The organism is Pseudomonas arsenicoxydans (genome assembly GCF_006438915.1).
GTDB classification, from domain to species: Bacteria; Pseudomonadota; Gammaproteobacteria; order Pseudomonadales; family Pseudomonadaceae; genus Aquipseudomonas; species Aquipseudomonas arsenicoxydans_A.
Window position 1 is genome coordinate 160,791 of sequence record NZ_RCZE01000013.1, and the last position, 25,376, is coordinate 186,166.

At 60.9% G+C, this 25,376-nt stretch carries 22 protein-coding genes; 8 read left to right on the forward strand and 14 right to left on the reverse strand.

Going from position 1 to position 25,376, the window contains the following annotated elements; all coding sequences use genetic code 11:
• Positions 1-46: 46 nt before the first annotated feature.
• Complete coding sequence (locus EAH78_RS25030; RefSeq protein WP_140669981.1) at positions 47-319, reverse strand: hypothetical protein; 273 nt, start codon at positions 317-319, stop codon at positions 47-49.
• On the opposite strand from EAH78_RS25030, the gene EAH78_RS25035 reads away from it, so the two are divergent.
• Together EAH78_RS25035 and EAH78_RS25040 are read left to right on the forward strand one after the other, a co-directional pair.
• Positions 318-1,802 (forward strand): NCS1 family nucleobase:cation symporter-1, encoded by a 1,485-nt coding sequence (locus EAH78_RS25035; protein WP_140669983.1) that lies wholly within the window; start codon positions 318-320, stop codon positions 1,800-1,802. The two genes, EAH78_RS25030 and EAH78_RS25035, sit on opposite strands and share 2 nt — an antisense overlap.
• A gap of 135 nt (positions 1,803-1,937) precedes the next feature.
• Positions 1,938-3,221: a Zn-dependent hydrolase gene (locus tag EAH78_RS25040; protein ID WP_140669985.1), complete on the forward strand. Its 1,284-nt coding sequence runs from the start codon at positions 1,938-1,940 to the stop codon at positions 3,219-3,221.
• 36 nt (positions 3,222-3,257) lie between these two features.
• On the opposite strand, the gene EAH78_RS25045 is transcribed toward EAH78_RS25040, so the two are convergent.
• From EAH78_RS25045 to EAH78_RS25085, 9 genes are all read right to left on the reverse strand, one after another.
• Positions 3,258-4,412, reverse strand: a complete 1,155-nt coding sequence (locus EAH78_RS25045; RefSeq protein ID WP_140669987.1) for an XdhC family protein — start codon at positions 4,410-4,412, stop codon at positions 3,258-3,260.
• A 72-nt stretch (positions 4,413-4,484) separates the two neighbouring features.
• Positions 4,485-5,873, reverse strand: a complete 1,389-nt coding sequence (locus tag EAH78_RS25050; RefSeq protein ID WP_140669989.1) for an amidohydrolase family protein — start codon at positions 5,871-5,873, stop codon at positions 4,485-4,487.
• Positions 5,874-5,885: 12 nt separating this feature from the next.
• Positions 5,886-7,241: a nucleobase:cation symporter-2 family protein gene (locus tag EAH78_RS25055; protein ID WP_140669991.1), complete on the reverse strand. Its 1,356-nt coding sequence runs from the start codon at positions 7,239-7,241 to the stop codon at positions 5,886-5,888.
• Positions 7,242-7,428: 187 nt separating this feature from the next.
• The gene (locus EAH78_RS25060; protein ID WP_140669993.1) at positions 7,429-8,469 is read right to left on the reverse strand and encodes a CobW family GTP-binding protein; all 1,041 of its coding nucleotides are present in this window, start codon (positions 8,467-8,469) and stop codon (positions 7,429-7,431) included.
• A 34-nt stretch (positions 8,470-8,503) separates the two neighbouring features.
• Positions 8,504-9,097 (reverse strand): UbiX family flavin prenyltransferase, encoded by a 594-nt coding sequence (locus EAH78_RS25065; RefSeq protein WP_170219168.1) that lies wholly within the window; start codon positions 9,095-9,097, stop codon positions 8,504-8,506.
• An 11-nt stretch (positions 9,098-9,108) separates the two neighbouring features.
• Complete coding sequence (locus EAH78_RS25070; protein ID WP_140669999.1) at positions 9,109-10,494, reverse strand: UbiD family decarboxylase; 1,386 nt, start codon at positions 10,492-10,494, stop codon at positions 9,109-9,111.
• Positions 10,495-10,577: 83 nt separating this feature from the next.
• A complete protein-coding gene (locus EAH78_RS25075) occupies positions 10,578-11,483 on the reverse strand; it encodes an amidohydrolase family protein (RefSeq protein WP_008059304.1) in 906 nt (301 codons plus the stop codon).
• Between the two features lie 4 nt (positions 11,484-11,487).
• Positions 11,488-12,417, reverse strand: a complete 930-nt coding sequence (locus EAH78_RS25080; protein ID WP_140670001.1) for an amidohydrolase family protein — start codon at positions 12,415-12,417, stop codon at positions 11,488-11,490.
• Positions 12,418-12,746: 329 nt separating this feature from the next.
• Positions 12,747-13,637: a LysR substrate-binding domain-containing protein gene (locus tag EAH78_RS25085; RefSeq protein ID WP_140670003.1), complete on the reverse strand. Its 891-nt coding sequence runs from the start codon at positions 13,635-13,637 to the stop codon at positions 12,747-12,749.
• Positions 13,638-13,755: 118 nt separating this feature from the next.
• Between EAH78_RS25085 and EAH78_RS25090 the strand changes: the two genes are divergently transcribed.
• From EAH78_RS25090 to EAH78_RS25110, 5 genes are all read left to right on the forward strand, one after another.
• On the forward strand, positions 13,756-14,220 hold the full coding sequence (locus EAH78_RS25090; protein ID WP_140670005.1) for a (2Fe-2S)-binding protein: 465 nt from the start codon (positions 13,756-13,758) through the stop codon (positions 14,218-14,220).
• On the forward strand, positions 14,220-16,424 hold the full coding sequence (locus EAH78_RS25095) for a xanthine dehydrogenase family protein molybdopterin-binding subunit (RefSeq protein WP_140670007.1): 2,205 nt from the start codon (positions 14,220-14,222) through the stop codon (positions 16,422-16,424). The genes EAH78_RS25090 and EAH78_RS25095 overlap by 1 nt, the downstream gene beginning before the upstream one ends.
• A gap of 5 nt (positions 16,425-16,429) precedes the next feature.
• Positions 16,430-17,320, forward strand: a complete 891-nt coding sequence (locus tag EAH78_RS25100) for a LysR substrate-binding domain-containing protein (RefSeq protein ID WP_140670010.1) — start codon at positions 16,430-16,432, stop codon at positions 17,318-17,320.
• An 88-nt stretch (positions 17,321-17,408) separates the two neighbouring features.
• Positions 17,409-18,905: a helix-turn-helix transcriptional regulator gene (locus EAH78_RS25105; protein ID WP_140670012.1), complete on the forward strand. Its 1,497-nt coding sequence runs from the start codon at positions 17,409-17,411 to the stop codon at positions 18,903-18,905.
• Positions 18,906-19,102: 197 nt separating this feature from the next.
• Positions 19,103-19,354: a DUF1652 domain-containing protein gene (locus EAH78_RS25110; RefSeq protein WP_140670014.1), complete on the forward strand. Its 252-nt coding sequence runs from the start codon at positions 19,103-19,105 to the stop codon at positions 19,352-19,354.
• A 543-nt stretch (positions 19,355-19,897) separates the two neighbouring features.
• Here the strand turns inward: EAH78_RS25110 and EAH78_RS25120 are convergent.
• From EAH78_RS25120 to EAH78_RS25135, 4 genes are all read right to left on the reverse strand, one after another.
• Positions 19,898-20,665 (reverse strand): SDR family oxidoreductase, encoded by a 768-nt coding sequence (locus tag EAH78_RS25120; RefSeq protein ID WP_140670018.1) that lies wholly within the window; start codon positions 20,663-20,665, stop codon positions 19,898-19,900.
• 47 nt (positions 20,666-20,712) lie between these two features.
• Positions 20,713-21,780 (reverse strand): phosphotransferase family protein, encoded by a 1,068-nt coding sequence (locus EAH78_RS25125; RefSeq protein ID WP_140670021.1) that lies wholly within the window; start codon positions 21,778-21,780, stop codon positions 20,713-20,715.
• Between the two features lie 144 nt (positions 21,781-21,924).
• Complete coding sequence (locus EAH78_RS25130) at positions 21,925-22,890, reverse strand: 2-hydroxyacid dehydrogenase (RefSeq protein WP_140670023.1); 966 nt, start codon at positions 22,888-22,890, stop codon at positions 21,925-21,927.
• Positions 22,891-22,993: 103 nt separating this feature from the next.
• Positions 22,994-23,593: a TetR/AcrR family transcriptional regulator gene (locus tag EAH78_RS25135; protein ID WP_140670025.1), complete on the reverse strand. Its 600-nt coding sequence runs from the start codon at positions 23,591-23,593 to the stop codon at positions 22,994-22,996.
• Between the two features lie 448 nt (positions 23,594-24,041).
• Here EAH78_RS25135 and EAH78_RS25140 point away from each other — a divergent pair, with 448 nt between their 5' ends.
• Positions 24,042-25,322 (forward strand): HAAAP family serine/threonine permease, encoded by a 1,281-nt coding sequence (locus EAH78_RS25140; protein ID WP_027923347.1) that lies wholly within the window; start codon positions 24,042-24,044, stop codon positions 25,320-25,322.
• The last annotated feature ends 54 nt before the right edge of the window (positions 25,323-25,376 follow it).

Sequence of the window (25,376 nt, forward strand, 5' to 3'; positions counted from 1 at the left end):
ACGCACTTGACAGGTTCCAAAAATAGACGAGATTTTCTATGTGAAATCAGCCGCTTGAGGATGGTCTATGGTTGATGCGCAACGTTTCAAAAAAGTTTGATGCACCAGTTTGAGTCCTGTCGGTTCGGACAACTTGCCTGGCCTTTAGCCTGAGTGAACAGGCAAACCGTCCAGAACCTGCCGGATATATCAATAAAAACAGTTGGTTGTAACGTTTTATGGAACTGCCCGATGCGTAATCGAGGTGCCCGGCACGTTTATTGATGGCCCCGGCAGCTTGATGAGCAAAAAATAATTCAAAGAACAGTGGAGCGGCCATGCAACAGATCAGATCGCAAGTGACCGAACGCAACGGCTTGTATGAACTCGAAGCCGGCAGCGACGTCCTCGACAGCCCCCGTTACAACCACGACATGGCACCGACCAAGCTGCATGAACGAACCTGGAACAAATGGCACATCACCGCGCTGTGGATCGGCATGGCGATTTGCGTGCCGACCTACACCCTGGGCGGCGTGCTCACAGCGTACTTCGGGCTGACCGTGGGTGAGGCGCTGCTGGCGATCCTGTTTGCCAACATCATCGTGCTGATCCCCCTGACACTGAACGCTTTCGCCGGCACCAAGTACGGCATTCCGTTTCCGGTATTGCTGCGATCGAGCTTCGGCATTCTCGGTTCCAACATCCCTTGTCTGATCCGCGCCCTGGTGGCGTGCGGCTGGTTCGGCATTCAAACGATGTTCGGCGGGCTGGCCATTCACCTGTTCCTGGGCTCGGTGTTCGAGGGCTGGAAGTCGTTGGGTGGCACCGGCGAAGTCATCGGCTTCATGGTGTTCTGGGCGCTGAACCTGTGGGTGGTGATTCGTGGCGCCGAGTCGATCAAATGGCTGGAAACCCTGTCCGCGCCGCTGTTGATATTGGTCGGTGCAGGCCTGCTGGTGTGGGCGCTGCCAAATGTATCGATGACCGAATTGCTGGCGATCCCGGCCAAGCGTCCTGAGGGCGCAAGCGTGGCGGGTTACTTCGCCGCCGGCCTGACGGCGATGGTCGGTTTCTGGGCCACCTTGTCGTTGAACATTCCCGACTTCAGCCGTTACGCCAAAAGTCAGAAAGACCAGATCATCGGGCAAATTATCGGCCTGCCGCTGACCATGTTCCTGTTCGCGTCGCTGGGCGTGGTCATGACCGCGGCTTCGGTAAAACTGGTAGGCGTGACGGTTTCCGATCCTGTGACGCTGATCGGGCATATCCAGAGCCCGGTCTGGGTCGCGTTGGCCATGGCGCTGATCATCATCGCCACGCTGTCCACCAACACTGCGGCCAACATCGTGTCGCCGACCAACGATTTCCAGAACGTCGCGCCCAAGTTGATCAACCGTACCAAAGCGGTGTTGCTCACCGGGGTGGTGGGGTTGTTGCTGATGGCGCATGAATTGCTGAAAAAACTCGGGCTGATCGTCTCGGACCTGAGCCTGGAAACGGTCTATTCGAACTGGCTGCTGGGGTATTCCAGCCTGCTCGGGCCGATTGCCGGGATCATGGTGGTGGACTATTTCCTGATCAAGAAGCAGCAACTGGATCTGGCCGGGCTCTATCGCGATGACGTGTATCCGGCGTGGAACTGGTTCGGCTTTATCGCGTTCGGTGTGCCGGTAGCGTTGACCCTGCTGTCGCTAGGCAGCGACGCGTTCAGCTGGTTCTATAGCTACGGCTGGTTTACCGGCTCGGCGTTGGGCGGGGTGATTTATTACGGGCTGTGCTCGTTGCGGCCTAGTCCATCCGTCGCGAAATCTGCGGTGTGAAGGATGATCGTTCCCACGCTCTGCGTGAGAATGCAACTCGGGACGCTCTGCGTCCCAAATCGGACGCGGAGCGTCCATGGATGAATTCCCACGCGGAGCGTGGGAACAATCAGTAGAAAGCCTGAGGAGATCACCATGAACGCAGCCGTAGACGTTCTGCAATCCACCCATCAGCACATCAACCGCGACCGCCTGTGGCAATCGCTCATGGAGCTCGCCAAACTCGGCGCCACGGTCAAGGGCGGTGTCTGTCGCCTGGCCCTGACGGACCTCGACCGTCAGGCCCGCGACATCTTCGTCAACTGGTGTGAAGAGGCCGGTTGCACCGTCAGCATCGACGCCGTCGGCAACATCTTCGCCCGCCGTCCGGGGCGTAATCCGAGCCTGCCACCGGTGATGACCGGCAGCCACATCGACACCCAGCCCACCGGCGGCAAGTTCGATGGCTGCTTTGGCGTGCTGGCCGGCGTCGAAGTGCTGCGCACCCTCAACGATCTGAACATCGAAACCGAAGCGCCGCTGGAAGTGGTGGTCTGGACCAACGAAGAAGGCTCGCGCTTCGCCCCGTGCATGATGGGCTCCGGGGTCTTCGCCGAAAAATTCACCCTCGAGGAAACCCTCGCCAAGGTCGACGCCGAAGGCATCACCGTGGGCCAGGCACTCAACGCCATCGGCTACGCCGGTCCACGTCAGGTCAGCGGCCATGCGGTCGGTGCGTATTTTGAAGCGCACATTGAGCAAGGCCCGATCCTCGAAGACGAACACAAAACCATCGGCGTGGTGATGGGCGCGCTCGGCCAGAAGTGGTTCGATCTCAAACTGCGCGGCGTCGAAGCCCACGCCGGCCCGACCCCGATGCACCTGCGCAAGGACGCCCTGGTCGGCGCCGCTGTGATCGTCGGTGCGGTCAACAGTGCCGCGCTCGGTCATCAACCCCACGCCTGCGGCACCGTCGGTTGCCTGCAAGCCTACCCCGGCTCACGCAACGTCATTCCCGGCGAAGTGCGCATGACCCTCGACTTCCGCCATCTGGAACCGGCACGCCTGGACTCGATGATCGCCGAAGTCCGCCACGTCATCGAAACCACCTGCGATGAACACGGCCTGACCTTCGAACTCACCCCGACCGCAGACTTCCCGCCGCTGTACTTCGACCCAGGTTGCGTCGATGCGGTACGCAACGCCGCCCAAGGCCTGGGCTTGTCGCACATGGACATCGTCAGCGGAGCAGGGCACGACGCAATCTTCCTCGCCGAACTCGGTCCGGCAGGGATGATCTTTGTGCCGTGCGAAGGCGGCATCAGCCACAACGAAATCGAAAACGCCGCACCGGATGATTTGGCAGCCGGGTGTGCGGTGTTGTTGCGGGCGATGCTGGCGGCGTCGGCGGCGATTGCCAGCGGGGAGCTGGCAGCCTGAGAGAGACTCGACGTGCGCTGAACCTGTCCGCGCACGTCACACCCCCACGCCTGCCTGTTGGTGCGCCAACGCCTGCGACACCAACAAATCCACCGAATGAATCGGCCTGCTCCGATGTTTCAACATCCCGCCATTGCGCTGGTTCAACACCGCCGCCATCTCCGCCAACATCGACAACGCCACGCTTTCCGGCGCATCACCGCCCAAGTCCAGGCCCATCGGGTAGTGCAGCGCCGGGGAGCTTAGGCCGATGTCGGCCAGCAAGCGTTCTGTGCGCTCCTTTGGCCCGAGCTGGCCGAGGTAGGCGGGGGCCCCGTGCAGTAATTGCCCGAGCCAATGTCGATCTTGCCGATAACTGTGAGTCATCACGGCGACGGCGGCGTCGTTGATCAGCGGCTGTAGATCGAATGGGTTGTCGAGGTTGGCGAAGATCACCGCATCTGCCTGTGGGAAGCGTTCGGGGCGGGCGTAGTGGCTGCGGCTGTCGACGACGCTGACGTGCCAGTTCAGCAATTTGGCCATGCGCACCAACGGCTGGGCGTCGTGGCCGGCGCCGAAGATCACCAGTCGTGGCGGCGGGGCGACGTATTCGAAGAACACTTCGACTTCGCCACGGGCATCGGTGTAGAGGCGCAGTGATGATTTTTTCTCGCGCAGGGTCTTGTGCAGATCCTCGCGAATGGCGCTGTTCAGCGGCGGGTTGCGCAGGCCACCGTCGGTGTCTGACAGCACGCGATCACCGACCCGCGCCGAGGCGTTGCGCGAGGTGGCGATGACCGTTGCCATCGCAGCGGGTTGCTGGCTGTCGCGCACCCGGTGCAGCAGGTCGATGGCCGGTGACGGGGTTTTCGCGCGCAGGCGTTCGAGCATCACGAACACCGTGCCGTTGCAGCCGAGGCCGAAGGTCAGCGAGCTGTGTTCGTCGTCTTCGTCCTCGGTGGCGCCGGTGCTGTAGCGTCGTACCACCGGCTCGCCGGAGTCGGTGAGCCACCAGGCTTTTTTCGCCAGGTCCTGTTCCAGGCAACCGCCGCTGACGGTGCCGACGGTGCGGCCATGCAGCGGGATCAGCATGCGTGCGCCAGGCCGGCGGTAGGCCGAACCTTCGACCTTGACCACGGTGGCGAGGATGGTTTCTTCGCCGTCGTCGGCGGCGGTTTTTATGGCGTGCAGAAGGTCATTAAGGCCGGACATGCAATCTCATCCCGAAAAGGCTGGTGATCCCTGAGGGCGTTTGCTCCCACAGGGGGTTTGGGTGAGGGGCGGTCAGTCGACATCCTGTTGCATCAACTGCCGCACCCCGTCCCACGCTTCGGCCCGCATCTGCTGCACATCCAGCCCCGGTATTTCGCCGTTATCGACCACCACCCGCCCGCCGACCAGGCTGTAACGCACGGCAATCGGCTCACCCGCCACCACCGGTGCCACGGCGATGTCGTGGAAGCCAAAAAACCGTGGATGGTCCAGGCCATAGATCACCAGATCCGCGGCTTGCCCGACTTCCAGTGTGCCGACGGCGCCGAGACCGAGCACCTGCGCGCCACCTGCCGTGCCCCAATGAATGACCTCTTCAGCGGTGGTCGCCGAAGCGCCTTGTTCCGCGCGATGGATCAGCCACGCCGTATTGGCTTCACCGACCATGCTTCCGGATTCATTGGAGGCCACACCGTCGACGCCGAGGGAAATCGGTACGCCGGCCTCGACCATTTGCGGCACCGGTGCCACGCCGCTGCCCAAGCGTGCATTGCTGACTGGACAGTGGGAAATGCCGGTGCCGGTTTGCGCGAGCATGCGGATTTCCCCCGGTTGCAAGTGCACCGCATGGGCGAACCAGACGTCGGGGCCGAGCCATTCGTGTTCGGCGACAAACTCCACCGGCAGGCAGTTGTACTTCTCGCGGCAGAAATTGACGTAGTTCTGCGTTTCGGAGAGGTGCGTGTGCAGGCGCAAGCCGAGGCCGCGCGCCGTGTGGGCGAGTTCGCGCAGGAGCGTCGGTGGCAGCGAAAAAGTCGGCGTGGTCGGTGCGACCACGACCCGGCGCAGCGCATCCGGGGTGTCCTGGTGATAGCGCGATTTGAGCCGCTCGATGTCACCGACCATCTGGTCCAGCGTCTCCGGTTGCAGCGCGGTTTTCGAGAAGCCCGGGTGCGCGCTGGCCGACTCCAGCGCACCACCGCGGCAGAGCACGAAACGCATGCCGAATTCATCGGCCGTGTCGAACAGTTGGTCACCGCTCTCGGTGCTGCCGTGGGCGTGATAGAGGTAATGGTGATCGGCGCAGGTGGTGACACCCGACAGCAGTAACTCGGCCATCCCCAGCCGCGCGGCGATCCGCGTCAATTGCGGGGTAAAGCGGTTGAGGCGCGGGTAAGGCACGCTCGCGAGCCAACCTTGAAGGTCCTGATTCAAACCCTCGGGCACGGCTTTGAGGAGGTTCTGAAACAGGTGATGGTGGGTGTTGATCCAGCCCGGATAGACCAGCGAATTGCGCGCATCAATCACGCGCTCACCGGGTTGCGCGACGAGCCCTGCAGCCATTTCAGCAATGCGCCCGTTGACGATGCGAATGTCCACAGCGCCGGCCCGGGCACGCGGGCCACGCAGGCCGGTCATCACCGCGACTGGATGTTTGATCAGGATGTTTTGAAGTGTCATGGACGGCTCCCGTCAGAGGGTGTGGGTGGCGGATTTGCTGGCGGCGCCATCAGGCACGCTGACACCGTTCAGCGCGGCATTGAGCAGCACCGACACCAGGCAGGCGATCACCACGCTGCTGTGCAGAAACGGCTGCGACCACTCGGGCATTTGTTTGAACAGGGCTGGTGCCAGGACCGGCACCAGAGCGGCGGCGATGGTGAAGCCGACGATCAGCACGTTGTAGCGGTTGCGCTCGTAATCGACCTTGGCCAACGTCTGGATACCGGCTGCCGCGACCACGCCGAACATCGCGATACCGGCACCCCCCAACGCCGCGGTCGGCATGGACGCGATGATCGCGCCGGCCTTGGGCACCAAGGCCACCAGGCACATCAGCATCCCGCTGATCGCGACCACCCAACGGCTGCGCACCCCGGTCAGAATCACCAGCCCGACGTTTTCCATGAAGGCAATAAACGGGAACGCGGCGAACATCCCGGCAATGGTGCTGGCCAGGCCATTGGCGCGCAGGCCGTTGATGACTTGTTTTTCCTCCACCGGTTTGTCGACGATGTCGCCGATGGCCACGAACAGCCCCATGGACTCGACCATTTGCACGATCATCACCACCACCATGGTCGCGATGGGGATCAGGCTGAACGTCGGCAAACCGAAGTAGAACGGGTAGGGCACGGTGAGCCACGGCGATTCCTGCACGCTGTGAAAACTGCCCATGCCCAGGCCGTACGCCAGCCCCGCCCCGACCAACATGCCGAATAGCACCGCCATGTTGCGCATCATCGGGCTGCCGTAGCGGTTGACCAACAAGATGGTCGCGAGCACCACAGCGGCCACGGCGAGATAAGCCGGCGCGCCGAAGTTACTGACGTTGCGGCCACCGCCCACCCATTCGTAGGCAATCGGAAACAGCTGCAAACCGATCACGGTAACGATGCAGCCGGTGACCACGGGCGGAAAAAACCGGCGTAATCGCCCAACGAACGGCGCCATCAACATCGTGAAGATTCCTGCGCCGATCACCGCCCCGCAGACCCCGGCAAAGCCTACCTGCGGGTTGGTGCCGATGGCGATGACCGGCCCGACACTGCTGAAAGCCACGCCCTGCAAAATCGGCAAGCGCACACCGAATTTCCAGAAGCCAACGGTTTGCAGCAGCGTGGCGATGCCAGAGCAGAACAGCGTGGTGCTGATCAGCACTACGGTGTCTGCCTGCGACATTTTCAGGGCACTGGCGACGATTAATGGTACGGCGATAGCGCCGATGTACGAGACGGCCATGTGTTGCAGGCCGAGGGTGAGCATTTGCCTGATCGGTAACACCTGGTCGACCGGGTGGACGGCGCAAGGGATAGTGGCTGACGACATGGGGAAACACCTCTAGCTGTTGTTATTCGGTACAGAGGGGTATTTGTTCTGATGCGAGGTGTCGATAGATCGACCACCGCAGTTCCCTGTGGGAGCGAGCCTGTTCGCTGCCACAGGTTGTGCATGTCACATCAGGCCTTTCGTTCTAGCGCCCGGACCCGCCATCCACCGGCTCCGATGCCTTGTTTCAGCCTGCCAGGCAGGCGGCAAAGCCTTGGTTCAACGCCGCGCGGTCCAGGTCGCGGCCGATGAACACAATCTTGCTGGAACGCGGTTCGTTGCCCCATGCCGTGGACGCACGGAACTCGACGAGGCTGTGCACGCCTTGCAGCACGTAGCGCTGGTCTTGATCGGCGACGGCCAGGACACCTTTCATGCGGTACAGGTTGTCGGCCTGTTCAGTACGCAGCCGGGTGATCCAGCGGTGGAAGTCGCCCAGGTTCACTGCGCCCTCGACGGCGATGCCGACAGACGTCACGCTGGGGTCGTGCTCATGATCCGGTTCGTCGTGGTGATGGGCTCCGGCGTGATGGTCGTGTTCGGCACCGATTTCCATGAGTTTTTGCGTTGACTCAAAGGCGCCGATGCCGAGGATCTTCGACAGATCAATTTCGGCGTAGCTTGACGTCACCAACTCTGCCGTGGCGTTCAAGCCGCGAATCTTGTGGCTCAGCGCAGCCACTTCAGCCGCGCTCACCAGGTCGACCTTATTGATCACAATCCGGTCGGCGCAGACGATCTGGTCCACCGCCTGGTTGTCCACGCCATCCAATTGCAAATCCTCCAAATGCTGGGCGATGTGCTTGGCGTCGACCATGGTCACGATGGCGTCCAGTTCCACTTCATCGGCAATCGGGTCGTTGATGAAAAAGCTCTGCGCCACGGGGTACGGGTCGGCCAGGCCACTGGTTTCGATCAGGATGTGATCGAGTCGAACGGGGCGCGCCACCAGTTCGCGAACGATGCGCACCAGGTCCTCACGAACCTCGGCGGTGCAGCACACGCAGCCATTGACCATTTCGTAGATTTCTTCGGTTTCGGAGCTGAGCACCAGGTCGCCGTCGATGCCGACCTCGCCGAATTCATTTTCGATCACGGCTATTTTGCGCCCGTGGTTCTCCTTGAGGATGTAGTTGAGCAGGGTGGTTTTACCGGCGCCGAGGAAGCCGGTGAGGATGGTCACCGGGATTTTGCGGTTCGGGGTTGGGGCGTTGAATGAACTGGTCATGTGGTGCTCCTTAAAAGGATGGGTCGCAGTGCTATCAACTGTGGGAGCGAGCAGGCTCACTGCTACAGGTGTTGTGGTTGGGTTCACCCCAGCGCAGCGCCGTGCCCGCGTCGAGGCCGAACAGGTCGAGGACACGGCCGAGGCTGTGGTCGACCATTTGCGCCAGGCTTTGTGGGCGGGCGTAAAAGGCCGGGACGGGCGGGGCGATGATCCCGCCCATTTCGGTGACAGCGGTCATGTTGCGCAGGTGCGCCAGGGTCAACGGGGTCTCTCGCGCCATCAGCACCAGGGTGCGACGTTCCTTGAGGGTGACGTCGGCGGCGCGGCCGATCAGGCCCGACGACGTGCCGGTGGCGATTTCTGCCAGGGTGCGCATGGAACACGGCGCGACCACCATGCCCAGACAGCGGAACGAGCCGCTGGCAATTCCGGCGGCCACGTCGTCGGCGCGGTGGAAATGACTGGCCAGCGCCGTCACATCGGCGAGTTTGTAGTCGGTTTCATGGGCCATGGTCAGCAGCGCGGCACGGCTGATGATCAAGTGGCTTTCGATGTCGAGCCCGGCGAGCAATTCCAGCAGGCGCACACCGTAGATGAACCCGGACGCGCCGCTGATGCCGACCACCATGCGCGGGCGGTTCACGACAGATAGCCCTTGAGCAGATCGCGTGCGCGTTCGAGCACGTCCTGATCCAGTTGCGCCTTGATCCCGTCGAACGCCGAACCGCGTGTGGCATCGAGGCCCATGCGCGATGTGGTGCCGTTGACCGAGGACGATGGGTCCAGCGGGCTGCCGGGCAAACCGTCAATGACGAACAGGTCCTGATGCGGCTGGAAGTGCGTGGCCAGTGCCCACAGCACCTGGCTGTCGTCACTGATGTCGATGTCGCTGTCCACCGCGACCACGGTTTTCAGGTAGGGGTCCCAGCCGAGCAAGGCCAGCATGATCTGCCGGGCCTCGCCGTCACGGCTTTGGTCCAGGGCGACGTAACAATGGAAGTGCGTACCGGAATTGGGGTAATGCACGGCGGTCACGGAAGGAAAACGCGCCTTGAGCTTTTCGCTCATCTCCGCTTCCCGTGGCAACCGCGCGAGCGTCAGGTGTTCGGCGTAACGGCCGCCGACCACGTCCACCAGCCAGGCATCTTTGCGGCGCATCAGGGTGTCGACGCGTAATACGTTGTTGGTCGAGCGGTCCGAGGAATACCCGCTGAATTCGCCAAACGGACCTTCCTCGGCATACGCCGCCGGATCGATGGCGCCTTCCAGCACAAACTCCGCATACGCCGGCACTCCAATGCCGTAGCGCGGGGTTTTGACCAGCTCCAGTGCCGCACCGAACAAGCCACCTGCCACCGCACGTTCATCGGCGCCAAAGGGCAACCGCGCGGCGGCTGCGAGCATGAACAACGGGTGCGCGCCGACCACCATGGCCACGCGCAATTCTTCGCCTCGCTCGCGAGCGGTTTGCAACATGCGCCACAGATGACCACGCGAGTGCAGGCTGGTGGCGAGCGTCTGCCGGGCATGACGCATCGAGCGGTGATAACTCATGTTGGCGATGCCGGTCACCGGGTCTTCGGCAATGATGACGGCGTTGGTGATGTACGGCCCACGGTCACTGTCGAAATGCTTGAGCATGGGCAGCAGCGCCAGGTCTACGTCTTCGCCCTCAAAGATTTCGTCCAGTATCGGACCGGTCTCGACATAGCGTGGCGGGATGGGGTGGTTGGCGCGGGTCTGGAACGTTTCGTGCAGCAGCGCCGGGGTGACGCCGAACATCCGGGCGATGCGGGTACGGGAAGCGAACAGGTTGGTCGCTACCGGCACGCCGAGATGCCCGACCTTTTGGCAGATCAGCAGCGGATCCCGACCTTGGGCGGCGAGGGCGTCCACCAGTGCGGTGACGTCCTGATCAGCGGAAAGGGTGTGGTCGATTGTCAGCACATCGTCCGGGTATTGCCGGCGATAGGCGTCAATGAATTGGTGAAAATCCTGGGTATCGCCGAGCGTCGAGAGGGTCATGGTTTCACCTCGTAGAATGAGATTGGCGCGGTCCCGGTGGGAGCGAGCAAGCTCGCTCCCACCGGGTTATTCGTGAAGCCAACCTAGAGGTACGTGGTGGTCAGGCGGATATCCGCCTCGGCCAGGTCCTTGGGTGGCGGGGTCGGTTCGATCCCGCACAGCCGGGCAATGTTGTTGCCCAGGTAATCCTCAAGGTGATCTTCATCGATCCCCAACCCCTGCGGCGCCGGTGAGCACAGCACCTCGAGTTCACGCAGCCACATGCCCGGTTCGTTCGGCGGCGAGTCGGTGCCGAACACGATCTTGTTGCGCGGCAGGTCCTTGGCGAACTCGACGATGCGCGACTGGAAACACCAGCCGGATTCGCAGTACACGTTTGGCGTGTCCATGGCCATCCAGAACGCCTCGAACGAGTAGTTGCCACCGGTCTGGATACCGAAGTGACCGATGATGAAATTGACCATCGGGAATTCGCGAATGATCGGGTAGAACATTGTCGGAATGGTGTACGGGCCGTCTCCGGTATGGATCAGCACCACAATGTTGTACTTGGCACAGACCTTCATCGCGGGGCGCAACCAGTCCAGTGCGCGGTCTGGGCGGTAGCCGTGCATGTTGGCGTGCAGCTTGAGCATCTTGAAACCGTATTCCTTGATATGGAATTCCAGCTCCGCCGCACCGTTTTCCGGTCCCCAGCGCGGGTTGAAGTTGAAGTTGCCGATGAAGCGGTCCGGGTATTTCACGCACAGTTCGGCGACATAGGACATGTAATCGCGCACGCCTTCACGGCCCCGGCGGTTGCCGTCGCGATAACCGGTATTTCCCGGTGGCGGCTGGATGAAGCCCATGTCGATGCGGCGTGGTTTGCCGTTGATCATGTACGGGCCGTCCATCAGCTTGAGCATGCGCTCGCCGGTGAACGGTTCGCCGGTGTGGCGCCACGCCTCGTCGACCAGGTTGGTGGGGTGCAGATGGGTATCGATAATCATCGGTTCAGCTCCTGGCCAGTTGGGTGGTGACGGGGCGCTTGAGTTGCGCCTCTGCTTCGGAAACGGAACGCGGTGGCGGCGTGGGTTTGAGGCCGATCATCCGTGCGGTGTTGTTGCCCAGGTACTCTTCGAGGGTGTCTTCGTCGAGGTTCAGGCCCTGTGGCGGCTCGTGGCAGAGCACTTCGAGCAGGCGCAGCCACATGCCCGGTTCGTTCGGCGGGGTGTCGGTGCCGAAGAGGATTTTGTGGGTCGGCAGGACCTTGGCGAATTCGACGATCCGCGATTGCAGGCACCAGCCCGATTCGCAGTAGACGTTGGGCAGCTCCATCGCCCACTGCATCGGTTCGAACACATACACGCCGCCGGTCTGTACGCCGAAGTGCGCCATGATGAAGTCGACGTTGGGGAATTCCTTGATCATCGGCACCCATTCCGAGGGGATGCTGTATGGCCCGTCGCCGGTGTGCAGCTTGACCGGGATGCCCAGCTCGGCGCATTTCTCGAAGCACGGACGTACCCAGTCCAGTGCGCGGTCAGGACGGTAGGCATGCATGTTGGCTTGCATTTGCACCATCTTGAAGCCGTGTTCCTTGACGTAGCGCTCGATCGCCTCGACGCCGTTTTCCACGCCGCAGCGCGGGTTGTAAACGAAGCAGCCGATGAAGCGGTCCGGGTAGGTCTGGACCATTTTCAGGGTGTAGGCCATGTAGGCGTCGATGGACTCGCGGCCGGTGAGGTCGCCGTCGGTCCAGGTGTAAATGGTGTTGCCTTGCGGTGGCTGGATGAAGGCTTTGTCGATGCGGCGAGGTTTGCCGTTGACCATGTACGGGCCATCCATCATCTCCAGCAGACGCTCGCCGGTGAACGGGTCACCGTCATGCCTCCAGGCGAGGTCCACCAGGTCGGTGGGATAGCAACTGATATCGATGATCATTGAAGTCGATCTCCTGATAGCGGGGAAGGGAACCTTGCGGTTCACAGCAGTCGCATCCCGGGCAATCGGCCATTTCTATGCGCAAAGACTCGCGCATTCCCTCGCCTGTTTGCATCCGGCCCGGGTGGGTGGCTGCTGGGGGGAAGTATTGGAAGGGGGGATCGGGTTCGTACAATATTAATTGGGCGAGGGGGTGATATGCGTTCGATATGGGGAGGTGGGCGGTGGATGTGCCGGCCCCTTCGCGAGCAAGCCCGCTCCCACATTCGATCGCGTTTCTCCAATTGGAATGCGGTCAAAATGTGGGAGCGGGCTTGCTCTCGAAGGCGTCAGGCCTGTGTACGCAAAGCCAACTGTTTGACCGCCTCAACCACCGGCGCCACCCGCTCGGCTTGCCCCGGTGGCCATACGGCATACAGGTTGTAATGTGCTGCAATCTGCGCTTCGTTCAACACCACCAGACGCCCGCTGCGCAACGCGTCCGCCGCCAACAACCCACGCACCAGTCCTGCACCGACACCCGCTTCCGCGGCGGCAATCAGATTGGCCGCATTGTCGAACACTACCCGCGCCGGTGGCTCGTTCGGAGGCAAACCCGCCGCATCCAGCCATGGAATCCACGACCGCCGCGTATAGCCCAGCAGCGGCAGTTCGAGGATTTGCGCCGGACTCAGCGGCCTCTGCAATGCATGCCGCTCAAGCAAGTCGGGAGAAGCCACCGCCATCACCCGATCCCCGCAAATCTGCGTCATCTCGCAGTCTTCCCAATCGCCATAACCGTAGCGCAAGGCCAGGTCGACGCGTTCGAACGCACTGCGGTCCGAGCGTGGCATCGACAGCAACACCACCTCATGCTCTGGCAACAGATCCAGCAACTGCGGCAGGCGCGGATTGAGCCAGCTCTGGGCCAGCTCACTGTCGACATCCAGGGTCAGCCTCTGCGCCACGCTGCGGTTTTTCACCGAGGACAGCGCGCGATCAATCTGCGCCAGACCGTCGGACAGCACACTGGCAAACAGCTGCCCGGCATCGGTCAGGTTGCTGCCGCCGCCTTCGCGCACGAACAGCGGTTGGCCGATGAAGTCTTCCAGGGCGCGGATCTGCTGGCTGATAGCGCTGTGGGTCAGGTCGAGTTTGCGCGCGGCGCTGGAGAAGCTGCCGCTGCGGGCCGCCTGGATAAATGCGCTCATGGACTGCACCGACGGGTATCGCTTGTACATGCTGTTAGTCCTCCTTACACAGGATGGCAGAAATCGTCGCTGGCCCGATTTTCTCAAGGCTCCCAATAATCGATCACCAGGCCTGCACAAAGACGGGCCGCTCTCTTGGAGCCTGACAATGATCGAATTCACGGTAAACGGCGAACGACGCGAGCTGGCAGAGACATCGCCCTCCATGCCCTTGTTATGGGTGTTGCGTGAACATCTGAAACTCACCGGCACCAAGTTCGGTTGTGGCATGGGGTTGTGCGGTGCCTGCACCGTGCACCTGGACGGCGTCGCGGTGCGTTCCTGCCAGCTGCCGGTCGCGGCGGTGGCGGGACATGCCATCACCACCATCGAAGGCTTGTCACCGACCGAACAGCATCCCTTGCAACTGGCGTGGGTTGCCGAAGATGTCCCGCAATGCGGTTACTGTCAATCCGGGCAGATTATGTCCGCCGCCGCGTTGCTCAATACCGGCGCGGCAGTCACCGACGATTCGATCCGCAATGCAATGTCGGGGAATCTGTGCCGTTGCGGCACTTACGGTCGCATCAATAAAGCCATCAAACGTGCGGCGAATGCGCCGAAGGAGGCGTGATGAGCCTTGATCAAATCGAACTGTCGCGCCGAGTCTTTCTCAAGCAGGCAGCGACCGTTACCGGTGGGTTGGCCGTGGCGTTTTACCTGCCGCCGGGTATGACCGCGACCGACCCCAAGGCGCCGGCGCCCGCCGCAGAATTCGAACCCAATGCGTGGGTGCGTATCCTGCCCGACGGCACCGTGAAACTGGTGGTGCACAAACACGACTCCGGCACCGGCACCCAGACAGCCCTGGCCGCGTGCGTGGCCGAGGAGTTGGACGTCAACCCGATGACGGTGCAGGTGATCACCCCGGAAAATCCGTTTTTTGATACCTACATTCATCCGGTCTGGAAAGTCTTCTCAACGGGTGGCAGCACCAGCGTTTCCCTGGAGTACGACCGTTTGCGCATGGCCGGTGCGACGGCGCGTGCATTGCTGATGACGGCGGCTGCCAAACAGTGGAAAGTCAGCCCGGACAGTTGCACCACCGAAGAGGGGCGCGTCGTGCACGTGGCCAGTAAACGTCATTTGGCATACGGCGAGTTGGTGAGCGTTGCCGCGCACTTGCCAGCCCCGGCCAAGGTCACGCTCAAGGACCCGGCGCAGTTCAAATACATCGGCAAGCTGCGACACAAACGCGACGCGGCCGCCAAGGTGTGCGGGCGCTTCAAGTACAGCATCGACGTGGTGCTGCCGCAGATGCTGGTGGCCGTGATTCAACGGGCGCCGGTGATTGGCGCAACCGTGTTATCGGTGGATTCGAATGCGGCGCTGCAAGTGCCGGGCGTGCGCAAAGTGATCCGCGTGCCAGGTCGGCCAGATGTGCTCGGCGGCAACGTCGAAGGCGTGGCCGTGCTGGCTGATAACTACTGGGCCGCCCATCAGGGCCGCGATCAGCTCCAGGTTCAATGGAGCGAATCGGCGCTATCAGGGTTCGACAGCGATCAACTGGCCGGCGCCCAAGCGGCGGCTATCGAGGACAAGCAAGCACAACGCGTCACCGCGATGGCGGCAGGTGATGTCGGTGCGCAATGGGCAACGGCTGCAAAGGTGCTCGAAGCCGACTATCGCATGCCCTACAAAGTGCAAAACCCGCTGGAGCCGATTTGCATCACCGCGCAGGTCAAAGACAACGCCATCACCTATTGGGGCGGTGTGCAGGTGCCGTCCTCGGCGCTGGAAGCCGCGCAAGCGGTGTGCAAGATCAGCCAGGACCACGTCACTATCAATGAACTCGTTTCCGGTGGCAGTTTTGGTGCGCGAGAGGCCAAGTACTGGCTGTTCGAAGTGGCGTATTTGGCGCAACAGGCCAAGGTCCCGGTGAAGTTGATGAACAGCCGTGAAGACGAAATGCGTGCGTTGTTCATGCATCCGGCCACCTTGCACCGGGCCAAAGGTGCACTGGACGCGCAAGGGCGACTGAGTGCGCTGCAACTTCAGGCTGTGTCACCGGCGTCGCCAGAACAATGGGAGCCGGGTTACTTCGAACGTCCCGACAAGATGGATTACAGCACCACCGAGGCCATTACCGCGTGGGACTTTGCTTATCGCCCGGCGAATCTGGACCTGGTCTGGGTCAAGCACGAAAGCAACGTCCCCAGCGGTTGGTATCGATCGGTCAGCTTCATTCCCAATGTGTTCGCCGTGGAAAGCTTCATGGATGAAATGGCGCATGCCGCCGGACAGGACCCGTTGGCGTTTCGCCTCGCCCACATGCAGGACCGGCCAAGGCATGTCGCGGTGCTGAAAAGTGCTGCCGAACGCGCCGGTTGGGGCCAGCCATTGCCGCCGGGTACGGCGCTGGGGATCGCTACCCATCAGGGTTACACCAGTTTTATCGCCGTGGTGGCGCAGGTGTCGAAAAAGGACGGTGTGACCACGGTCGATAAGCTCACCTGCGTGGTCGATTGTGGCCTGGCGGTATCGCCCGGTGGCGTCGAAGAACAACTCTACGGTGGCCTGATGTGGGGCTTGGGGCATGCCTTGTTTGATCGGCTGGACATCAAACAGGGCCGGGTGGTGCAAAGCAATTTTCATGATTACCGGGTGACACGCATGTCCGATATGCCGGCCGTGGACATCCTGGTGGTCGACGGCGAGCCGGGTAAACCGGGGGGCGTCGGTGAACTGGGCAGCCCCTCCGTGGCGCCGGCCATAGCCAATGCGCTGTTCAACCTGACGGGCGTGCGCCAGCGTTCGACACCGCTGACCCTGGGGTAACGGCCATGGACTTGCGTTTGCTGCGCTACTTCATGGCGCTGGCCGAGGAGCTGCATTTCGGCCGGGCGGCCGCGCGTTTACACATTTGCCAACCGCCGCTGAGCCAGCAGATTCGTCTGCTGGAGGAAGAACTCGGCACGCCGTTGTTCGAGCGCAGCCATCATCGGGTTGAACTGACAGCGGCGGGGCGGATGCTCAAGGAGCAGGCACCGCTGGTGTTTGAACAACTGAACCGCGCTCTGGACCTGACACGTCAGACCGGTCGCGGCCAGTTGGGGGAACTTGAAATCGGCATGATCAGTTCGGTGATGGTCGGCGTCTTGCCACGGGCCTTGCACCTGTTCCGCGAGCGCTATCCGCAGGTCAATTGGCGTCTGCATGAAATGACCCCGGCGGCGCAAGTTCAGGCACTCAAGGAAAAGCGCATCGATGCCTGCGTGTTCCGCGTCGGTTATGACGATCCGCAGTTGCGCAACGAACTGTTGATCTACGAGCCGATCCGGGTGGTTATGCCGGCGGAACATCCGCTGGCCAGACGCGAAACCCTGGCGCCAGCGGACCTGGCCAATGAGCCGTTTGTGGCGCTTGAACTCAAGCAGTCGCGGTTTGCTGATTTTCTCTACCAGTGTTGCGTCAAGGCCGGGTTTATCCCGCAGATTCGTCAGCAGGTGATCGAGGTGCAAACCTTGCTCAGCCTGGTGCGTGCCGGGTTTGGCGTGTCGCTGCTGCCGGCGTCCATCGAGCAGATGGCGCCCCCCGGCTTGGTGTTTCGCCGATTGACCCCGGCATTGCCGGAAGTGCCGCTGTACGCCACCTACCGCGCGGACGATGACTCGCCAGTGCTCAAACTTTTTCTCGATACCCTGCGCGAACTGGTCCTACAAAACGCCAACTGAACGCCAGACCCGCTGTCACAGGTCATCCGCACGATCCAATTCCTGCGCGGTCGTACTCTTCATATGAGCGCAACACTGTGGGGAACCCATGAGCCAGGACGTCCTGAGCACCGAAACCAATCGTCGTCAGTTGCAGCAGATTATTGCGGGCTTGTCCGACGGCGTGATTTTGCTGGAACCCGATCAGACGATCCTCTGGGCCAATGACGCGGCACTGGCCATGCATGGCGTCAGCCGGATAGGTGATCTGGGCGCCAATGCCCGGGAGTACGCCAAGCGCTTCAACTTGCGTTATCGCAATAATCATCCGGTGCCAAAGGAAAATTATCCGATCAGCCGCGTCGCCCAAGGTGAAACCTTCAGCGATGTGCTGGTTGAGGTGAGTCCGACCGACGATGAAGAGCGCCTGTGGGTGCACCGGGTGCGCAGCATGGTGCTGGCCGACAGCGCCGGTGAGCCGGAGTCGCTGGTGCTGATCATGGACGACGTCACCGAATGGGCCAGCGCCGAGCAGCGTTTCGAAAAGACCTTCAACGCCAACCCGGCTCCGGCCGTGATCTGTCGCCTCAGTGATTTGCGTTACATCAAGGTCAACGGCGGTTTTCTGGAGATGACCGGTTTTACCCGCGATCAGGTGATCGGGGTGTCGACCTATGAACTGGACATTCTTGAAGGTGCCGAAAAGAAAGACCTGGCCATCGAGCGTCTGCGCGAGCACGCCACGATTCCACAAATGCAGGCCGAGTTGCGCTTGGCTGACGGTAGCAGCAAACAAGTAATTGTTGCGGGTCAGCCGCTGGAATTGAACGAAGAAGACTGCATGCTTTTTTCGTTCGTCGACATGGAGCCCCGACACAAAGCCGAAATCGCCCTGCGCCAAAGCGAGGAACGTTTCGCCAAGGCCTTTCGACTGACACCGGTGCCGACGCTGGTGTGCAGTGCGCAAGATCAGGTGGTAGTCGACGTTAACGAAGCCTTTCTCGACACCCTCGCGTATCCCAGCGAGGAAGTGCTCGGCAAGACCCTTGCGGAGATCGACTTCATCGACGACAAGGCCGCACGCGCGCAGCTGTTTGCGGCACTGGAGAAGGCCGGGAGCCTGGACCGCGTCGATGTCAGGATCCGCAAGAAAGATACGGCCCTGATGGACTGCACGATCTCCGCCGACACGGTGAACATTCAGGACAGTCCTTGCTACCTGCTGGTGTTGATGGACATCACCGAACGCAAACGCACCGAGCTGGAACTGGTCGCGGCAATCGAGGAAGTGATGAAAGACGCCTCGTGGTTCAGCCGTACGCTGATTGAAAAACTCGCCAACGTGAAAAGTGTCAATTCGCCGAAGTTACCCAACGTGTCCTTCACCGACCTGACCGCTCGCGAGCGCGATGTACTCGGCCTGATCTGCGAAGGACTGGCCGACAAGGAAATCGCCGTGCGCCTGAAACTGGCGCTCAATACGGTGCGCAATCACGTGTCGACGGTGTATTCCAAACTGGACGTTCACAGTCGTAGCGAGGCGATTGTCTGGGCGCGCGAACGCGGATTGTTCTCCAGTGAACGGCGGCCCAAGGGCCAGCGCTAAGGAGCAAATGCACTAGCGCAGGTGGTGCAAATGGGGGTGTTGGTGCCAGATGCCAGTCCTTAGGCTGTCAGGGTGCGAAACGGGTCTTTGACCCGTTCGTGTCCTCTACGAAACAGCTCAAGGAATTGCTCTATGCGTCGCCCACTCAATATCGTTTCTATCGATGAGGTTACCAGTCAGCCGGAGGGGAAATCGCAATGATTTACCTGACGCAATTGCGTGTGCTGTTGGAGCAAAACTTTGCACCCCGCGCTTGCGAATGCAGTGTGTCGGGAGACAATTCGGTAACGGTGAAGCTATATCACCCGCAATCGGGTGAGGTCGATTTGGTGGTCAGCGGGTTGAAGGTGTCGAGCCTCAATTCGCCGCAAGCCGTGGCGTCACTGATAGAAGAGCTGCGTTACGAGTTGCAGAGCAATAGTTTGCATCGCCAAGGCGAGAATCAGTAAGAGCTGTCGTTTTTCGGGGTAAAAATCGGCTTGAGTGGCTTATTTGCTGGCATTGGCCGGTGACTGGGCTATAAGAAATGCGAGGGTAAAATTTTCTGTGACCAGTCCGCGGCTTCGCGGTGTTGTCGTCGAGTCACGGAAAACATCGATTACTTACCGCAGGTCAGCCTATGAACAGTCTTGGAAAACGCGCTTTTTCGCCGCTGTCGCTTGCCTTCTGCATTGCGATCCTCAGTGGTTGCTCCAGTCCACCGCCGCCACCACCCCCGCTACCCCCGGTAGAACGCCACTGCGAAAAAATCGACAGTACCGACGTGTTGGGCGAACCGAGAGCGGAGACCGGGCAAGTCACCCGGATGACTACGACTACGCGCTGCATTACCCAATAACCCCGAAACGCAGAACCTGTAGGAGCCGAGCTTGCTCGCGATGAGGGCGGTACATTCAGCATTGATGCTGACTGATCCACCGACATCGCGAGCAAGCTCGGCTCCTACAAGGTTTGTGGTGTGCCAGCCCTTAACAGGTTGCTGGCAAATCAAATCAGGACAAGAACCCACCGTCCACATTCAACGAAACACCAGTGGTGTAGCTCGACGCATCACTCGCCAGATACAACACCGCGCCCGCCATTTCACTCGGATCGGCAACACGTTTGAGCGGAATCTGTTGCAACGCGGTCTTCAGAATCGCGTCGTTCTTGACCAGTGCCGAAGCAAACTTGGTGTCGGTCAGGCCCGGCAGCAGGGCGTTGCAGCGGATGCCGAATTGCGCGCATTCCTTGGCGAACACTTTGGTCATGTTGATCACGGCGGCCTTGGTCACCGAGTAGATGCCCTGGAAAACGCCCGGCGAGACGCCGTTGATCGAGGCGACGTTGATGATGCTGCCGCCACCGTTTTCGCGCATGATTTTGCCGGCTTCCACCGACATGAAGAAGTAGCCGCGGATGTTGACGTCGACGGTTTTCTGGAACGCGCTGAGGTCGGTGTCCAGCACGTTGCAGAACTGCGGATTGGTCGCTGCGTTGTTGACCAGAATGTCGAGGCGGCCGAACTGTTCCTTGATGCCGGCGAAGACCTGACTGATCTGTTCCATTTCACCGATGTGGCAAGCGACGGCGGTGGCTTTGCCGCCGGCGGCGATGATCGCGTCGGCCACATGCTGGCATCCCTCGAGCTTGCGGCTCGAGACGATGACGTGGGCGCCTTGCTGGGCCAGGAGTTTGGCGATGGCTTCACCGATGCCACGGCTGGCGCCGGAAACGAAAGCGATCTTGCCATCGAGGTCGAACAACTGAGTCTTGGACATAGGGATCTCTTATAAAAGTCTTGTTATAGGGGCCAGGGGCGGGCGGATCAGAGGCTTGATTTCTGGATGACTTGCAGGCTCATTTGCTCCAGCAGTTTGTTCATGTGAATGAACTGCGCGAAGCGTTTGTCCTGGGTCTGGCCATGGAAGAAGCGGTAGTAAATCTGTTGCACGATGCCGGCGAGGCGGAACAGGCCATAGGTGTAATAGAAGTCGAAATTGTCGATCTGGATGCCCGAGCGCCCGGCGTAGTAATCGACGAACTCACGGCGGGTCAGCATGCCCGGTGCGTGGCTCGGCTGGCGGCGTATCAGTTGCACCGGTGCCGGGTCGCCGGCTTCGATCCAGTAGGCGAGGGTGTTGCCCAAATCCATCAGCGGGTCGCCGAGTGTGGTCAGTTCCCAGTCGAGCACACCGATGATCTGCATCGGGTTTTGCGGGTCAAGGATCACATTGTCGAAGCGATAGTCATTGTGGACGATGCTTGACGTCGGGTGGTCGGCCGGCATCTTGTCGTTGAGCCAGGCTTTGACCACGTCCCACTGTGGCGCGTCCGGGGTCAGGGCTTTCTCGTAACGATCGCTCCAGCCTTTGATCTGGCGGGCGACATAACCTTCGGGTTTGCCGAGATCACCCAGGCCGTAGGCGTTGTAGTCGACGCGGTGCAGTTCAACGAACTTGTCGATAAAGCTTTTGCACAAGGCTTCGGTTTTTGCCGAATCCAGACCCAGCTCCGGCGGAAGTTCGGAGCGTAGGATGATTCCGTTGACCCGTTCCATCACATAGAACTCGGCGCCGATCACCGATTCGTCGGTGCAGTGCACGTAGGCTTTGGGGCAATACGGGAAGCCGTCCTTAAGCTGATTGAGAATGCGGAATTCGCGGCCCATGTCATGGGCGGATTTGGCTTTGTGGCCAAATGGTGGCCGACGCAGGACGAATTCCTGCTCGGGGTATTCCAGCAGGTACGTGAGGTTCGACGCGCCGCCGGGAAACTGGCTGATCTGCGGCAAACCACTGAGGCCCGGAATGTGTGCCTTGAGGTACGGATCGATCAGGCTGGCATCAAGTTCTTCGCCAGAGCGGATACGGGTGGACTGGTCAGTAAGCGCCATGCTTATCCCTTCTGCTTATTTTGGAGGCCTGCGACTATTGGCTAATCTAATCCGCACACCCGGCACCCACAACCATCAACAGCCCTTATAGGTGAGCGTGTTGCCGGGCAATCATTGCTTTTGATACACCTGTTTGAATGAACCTCAAATCGCAGCGCTGCTCAGCGATGACGGCAGTTCGATGGGGGTCAACACCGGGTTGCCGGAGAAGAATGCCGTCAGGTTGCGCCCCACCAGTTCGACGGTGCCTTGAGTCGCTTCCGGGGACAAACCCGCCACATGAGGCGTCAAGATCACGTTGGCCAGCGACTTGAGCGCCTCCGGCACATGCGGTTCGGCATCGAACACGTCGAGCGCGGCACCGGCAATACGTCGTTGTTCAAGCGCGCTGATCAGGTCGGTGGAGACGATTACGCTGGCGCGGGCGATGTTGACGACAAACCCGTTAGGCCCCAAGGCATCGAGGACAGGTTTGTTGATCAAATGACGGGTGCCAATGCCGCCCGGGGTCGCGATGATCAGGAAGTCCGAGGTGCGCGCCAGTTCGGTGGGCGTTGAGCAGAAGGTGTAGGGCACATCGCTGCGATGCTGGCGGTTGTGGTAACTGACCGTCATGTCGAAGCCATTGGCGGCGCGTTTGGCAATGGCCATGCCGACGGCACCGAGCCCCAGGATGCCCAGGCGCTTGCCGGCCAGGGAAGGGCGCATGATCTTTGGCCATTCACCGCGACGCACCGCCGCATCACAGCGGGGGATGTCACGCACCAGCGCGAGCAGCATGGCCATGGCGTGGTCGGCGACCGATGAGGCATTCACACCGGCACCGTTGGTCACCGTGATGCCGCGGTCGGCGGCGGCTTGCAGGTCGACGTGTTCGTACCCGGCGCCTATGACGCAAATAATCTTGAGATTGGGCAGGGCGGCGATTTCATCGGCGTAAAGACCCAATGGACCGCGTGTCAGCACGGCATCGATCTGCGCACCGTGACGGCTGATGGCCGCTGCGCGCTCGGCGGGGGTGGGGGCAAGAATCAGGTGAAAACCCTGATGTTCGAGAATCGGCAAGTAATCATTGATGGTTTCAACCAGTACCAGAACGGTTGCAGGCATGCTGCGCTCCTGTGGGCATCGAAATTGTCGGGGCTCGAACGTTGCTTCAGATTGCGGGCTCCCGAACAGTTTAGCAACGGCCAACAGTCGCACACGCGGATGTTCAGTTTGATGAACTCTTTGAAGTCAGAAACGTGCGCGCAGCATCGAGAATTTCATCCGATACCGCCTCACCGCGGCTGGCGCGAGCAAGGGTCAGGGCGCCCACCATCAGCGAATACTCCACCAGCGCCTGCTGCCGATCAGCCTTGGCATCGCCTGAATCCAGCAGCGATCCATAGGCTTTCAGCAGTTGGTTGAGCCCCTCCATGAAGGTCCGACGCAAACCACTGTCGGCCGCTTCGTGGCACATGTCTCCAGCAAAAGCGGCCACCGGACAACTGTCACCGGGGTTGTCGCGGCTTTCCTGAGACAGGTAAGGCTCGATCAGCGTACGACGGGCGGCGTCTTTGTCGTCGACATGGGCGGCGATTCGTTCCCGCCAGCGTTCAGCCGACTGCTCGAACGCCCGGCCACTCGCCTCCTGCGCCAATGCCTCCTTGGACTCGAAATGCCCATAGAAGCCACCATGGGTGAGGCCTGCGGCGCCCATGACGTCGACGACACTGATGCCGTGCAGGCCCCGCTCGCGAAACAGCCGCGTGGCAGCCTCGACGATGATTTCGCGGTTGAAGTCGGCTTGCTTGCGGGAAACTCGGGGCATCAGTGGCTCACAGGTCTAAAGGTGGGTTTGGCGAATGTAGGGTCCTGGTGTTTTTTGATGTCGACACGAACCAGTGGCATGGGATGACTCCAGAGAAAAGGTCGGTGGGTAAAAAATACATGACAGCTGTCCTTTATCAAGAGGCTGCTGCTATTCGGCGATGAAACAACCTGTGGGACCGAGTCTGTTCTCGATTGCGATGGGGCATCCAGCAGGGCGGTCGACTGGCACACCGCAGTCGTCGGGCGGGACGTTAGTCAGGCAAGCATCAGACTCCTGCGTTACCTCCCGAACACTGATCCGCACAACCATTCTTCACCTAAGTCTTTGCTTCTGTTGATTAATCCCGGACAATCGCGCCCCTGTTTCGTCCAGGGCGCTGCCTGTCGGGTTTTTCCGACTCGTCCTGGCCGGGTAGCAACTGACCGGAATGCGGAGATCCCACCGGATGAATGATCAGGCCAATAGCGTCGACAAACGCTATGTAGCGGCGGCACCAGCGACTCTTTCGAGCTGGAATCGTCATGACACCACCTGGATGCTGGGCCTGTTTGGCACGGCCATCGGAGCCGGCACGCTGTTTTTGCCGATTAATGCAGGGCTGGGCGGTTTCTGGCCGTTGCTGGTCCTGGCAGTGTTGGCGTTCCCCATGACTTTCTACGCACACCGTGGCCTGACCCGCTTCGTGCTGTCCGGACGCGAAGGCGCGGACATCACCGAAGTGGTGGAAGAACACTTCGGCATCAAGGCCGGTGCGCTGATCACCTTGCTGTACTTCTTTGCGATCTTCCCGATCCTGCTGATTTACAGCGTGGCGCTGACCAACACCGTGGGCAGTTTCCTTGAGCATCAACTGCACATCATGCCGCCCCCGCGCGCGGTGCTGTCGTTCGTGCTGATTCTCGGCCTGCTGGCGGTGGTACGTTGCGGCGAACAGGCGATCGTCAAGGCCATGAGCCTGATGGTGTATCCGTTCATCGTTGCTCTGCTGTTTTTGGCGGTGTTCCTGATTCCGCACTGGAACGGCGGCATTCTGAGCACCGCCAGCACGCTGCCTGAACCATCGGCGCTGCTGCACACCTTGTGGCTGGCGATTCCGGTGATGGTGTTCTCGTTCAACCATTCGCCGATCATCTCGGCGTTTGCGGTCGACCAGAAGCGCCGTTACGGCGAACACGCCGAAGAGCGCAGCTCGCAGATCCTGTCCCGCGCCCACCTGTTGATGGTGGTAATGGTGCTGTTCTTCGTTTTCAGTTGCGTGCTGACCCTGTCGCCGGCACAACTGGCCGAAGCCAAGGCACAGAACCTGTCGATCCTGTCGTACCTGGCCAACCACTTCAGCAACCCGACCATCGCCTTCGCGGCACCGTTGATTGCCTTCGTGGCCATCTCCAAGTCGTTCCTGGGCCACTACATCGGTGCCAGCGAAGGCCTTAAAGGCCTGATCGTCAAAAGCGGCAAGCGCCCGGCGCCGAAGACCCTGGACCGCATGACCGCTGCGTTCATGCTGGTGGTGTGCTGGATTGTTGCGACACTGAACCCGAGCATTCTCGGGATGATTGAAACCCTGGGTGGTCCGGTCATCGCCTCGATTCTGTTCCTGATGCCGATGTACGCGATCCGCAAGGTGCCGGCGATGGCGCGTTATCGTGGGCAGGCGTCCAACGTCTTCGTGACGGCGGTGGGCCTGGTGGCGATTACAGCGTTGATCTACTCGCTGACCGCGTGATCGTTCGGCCTGCTCGCGCAGCGCCGGATTGACAGCTACAGTGGCCGCTGCACG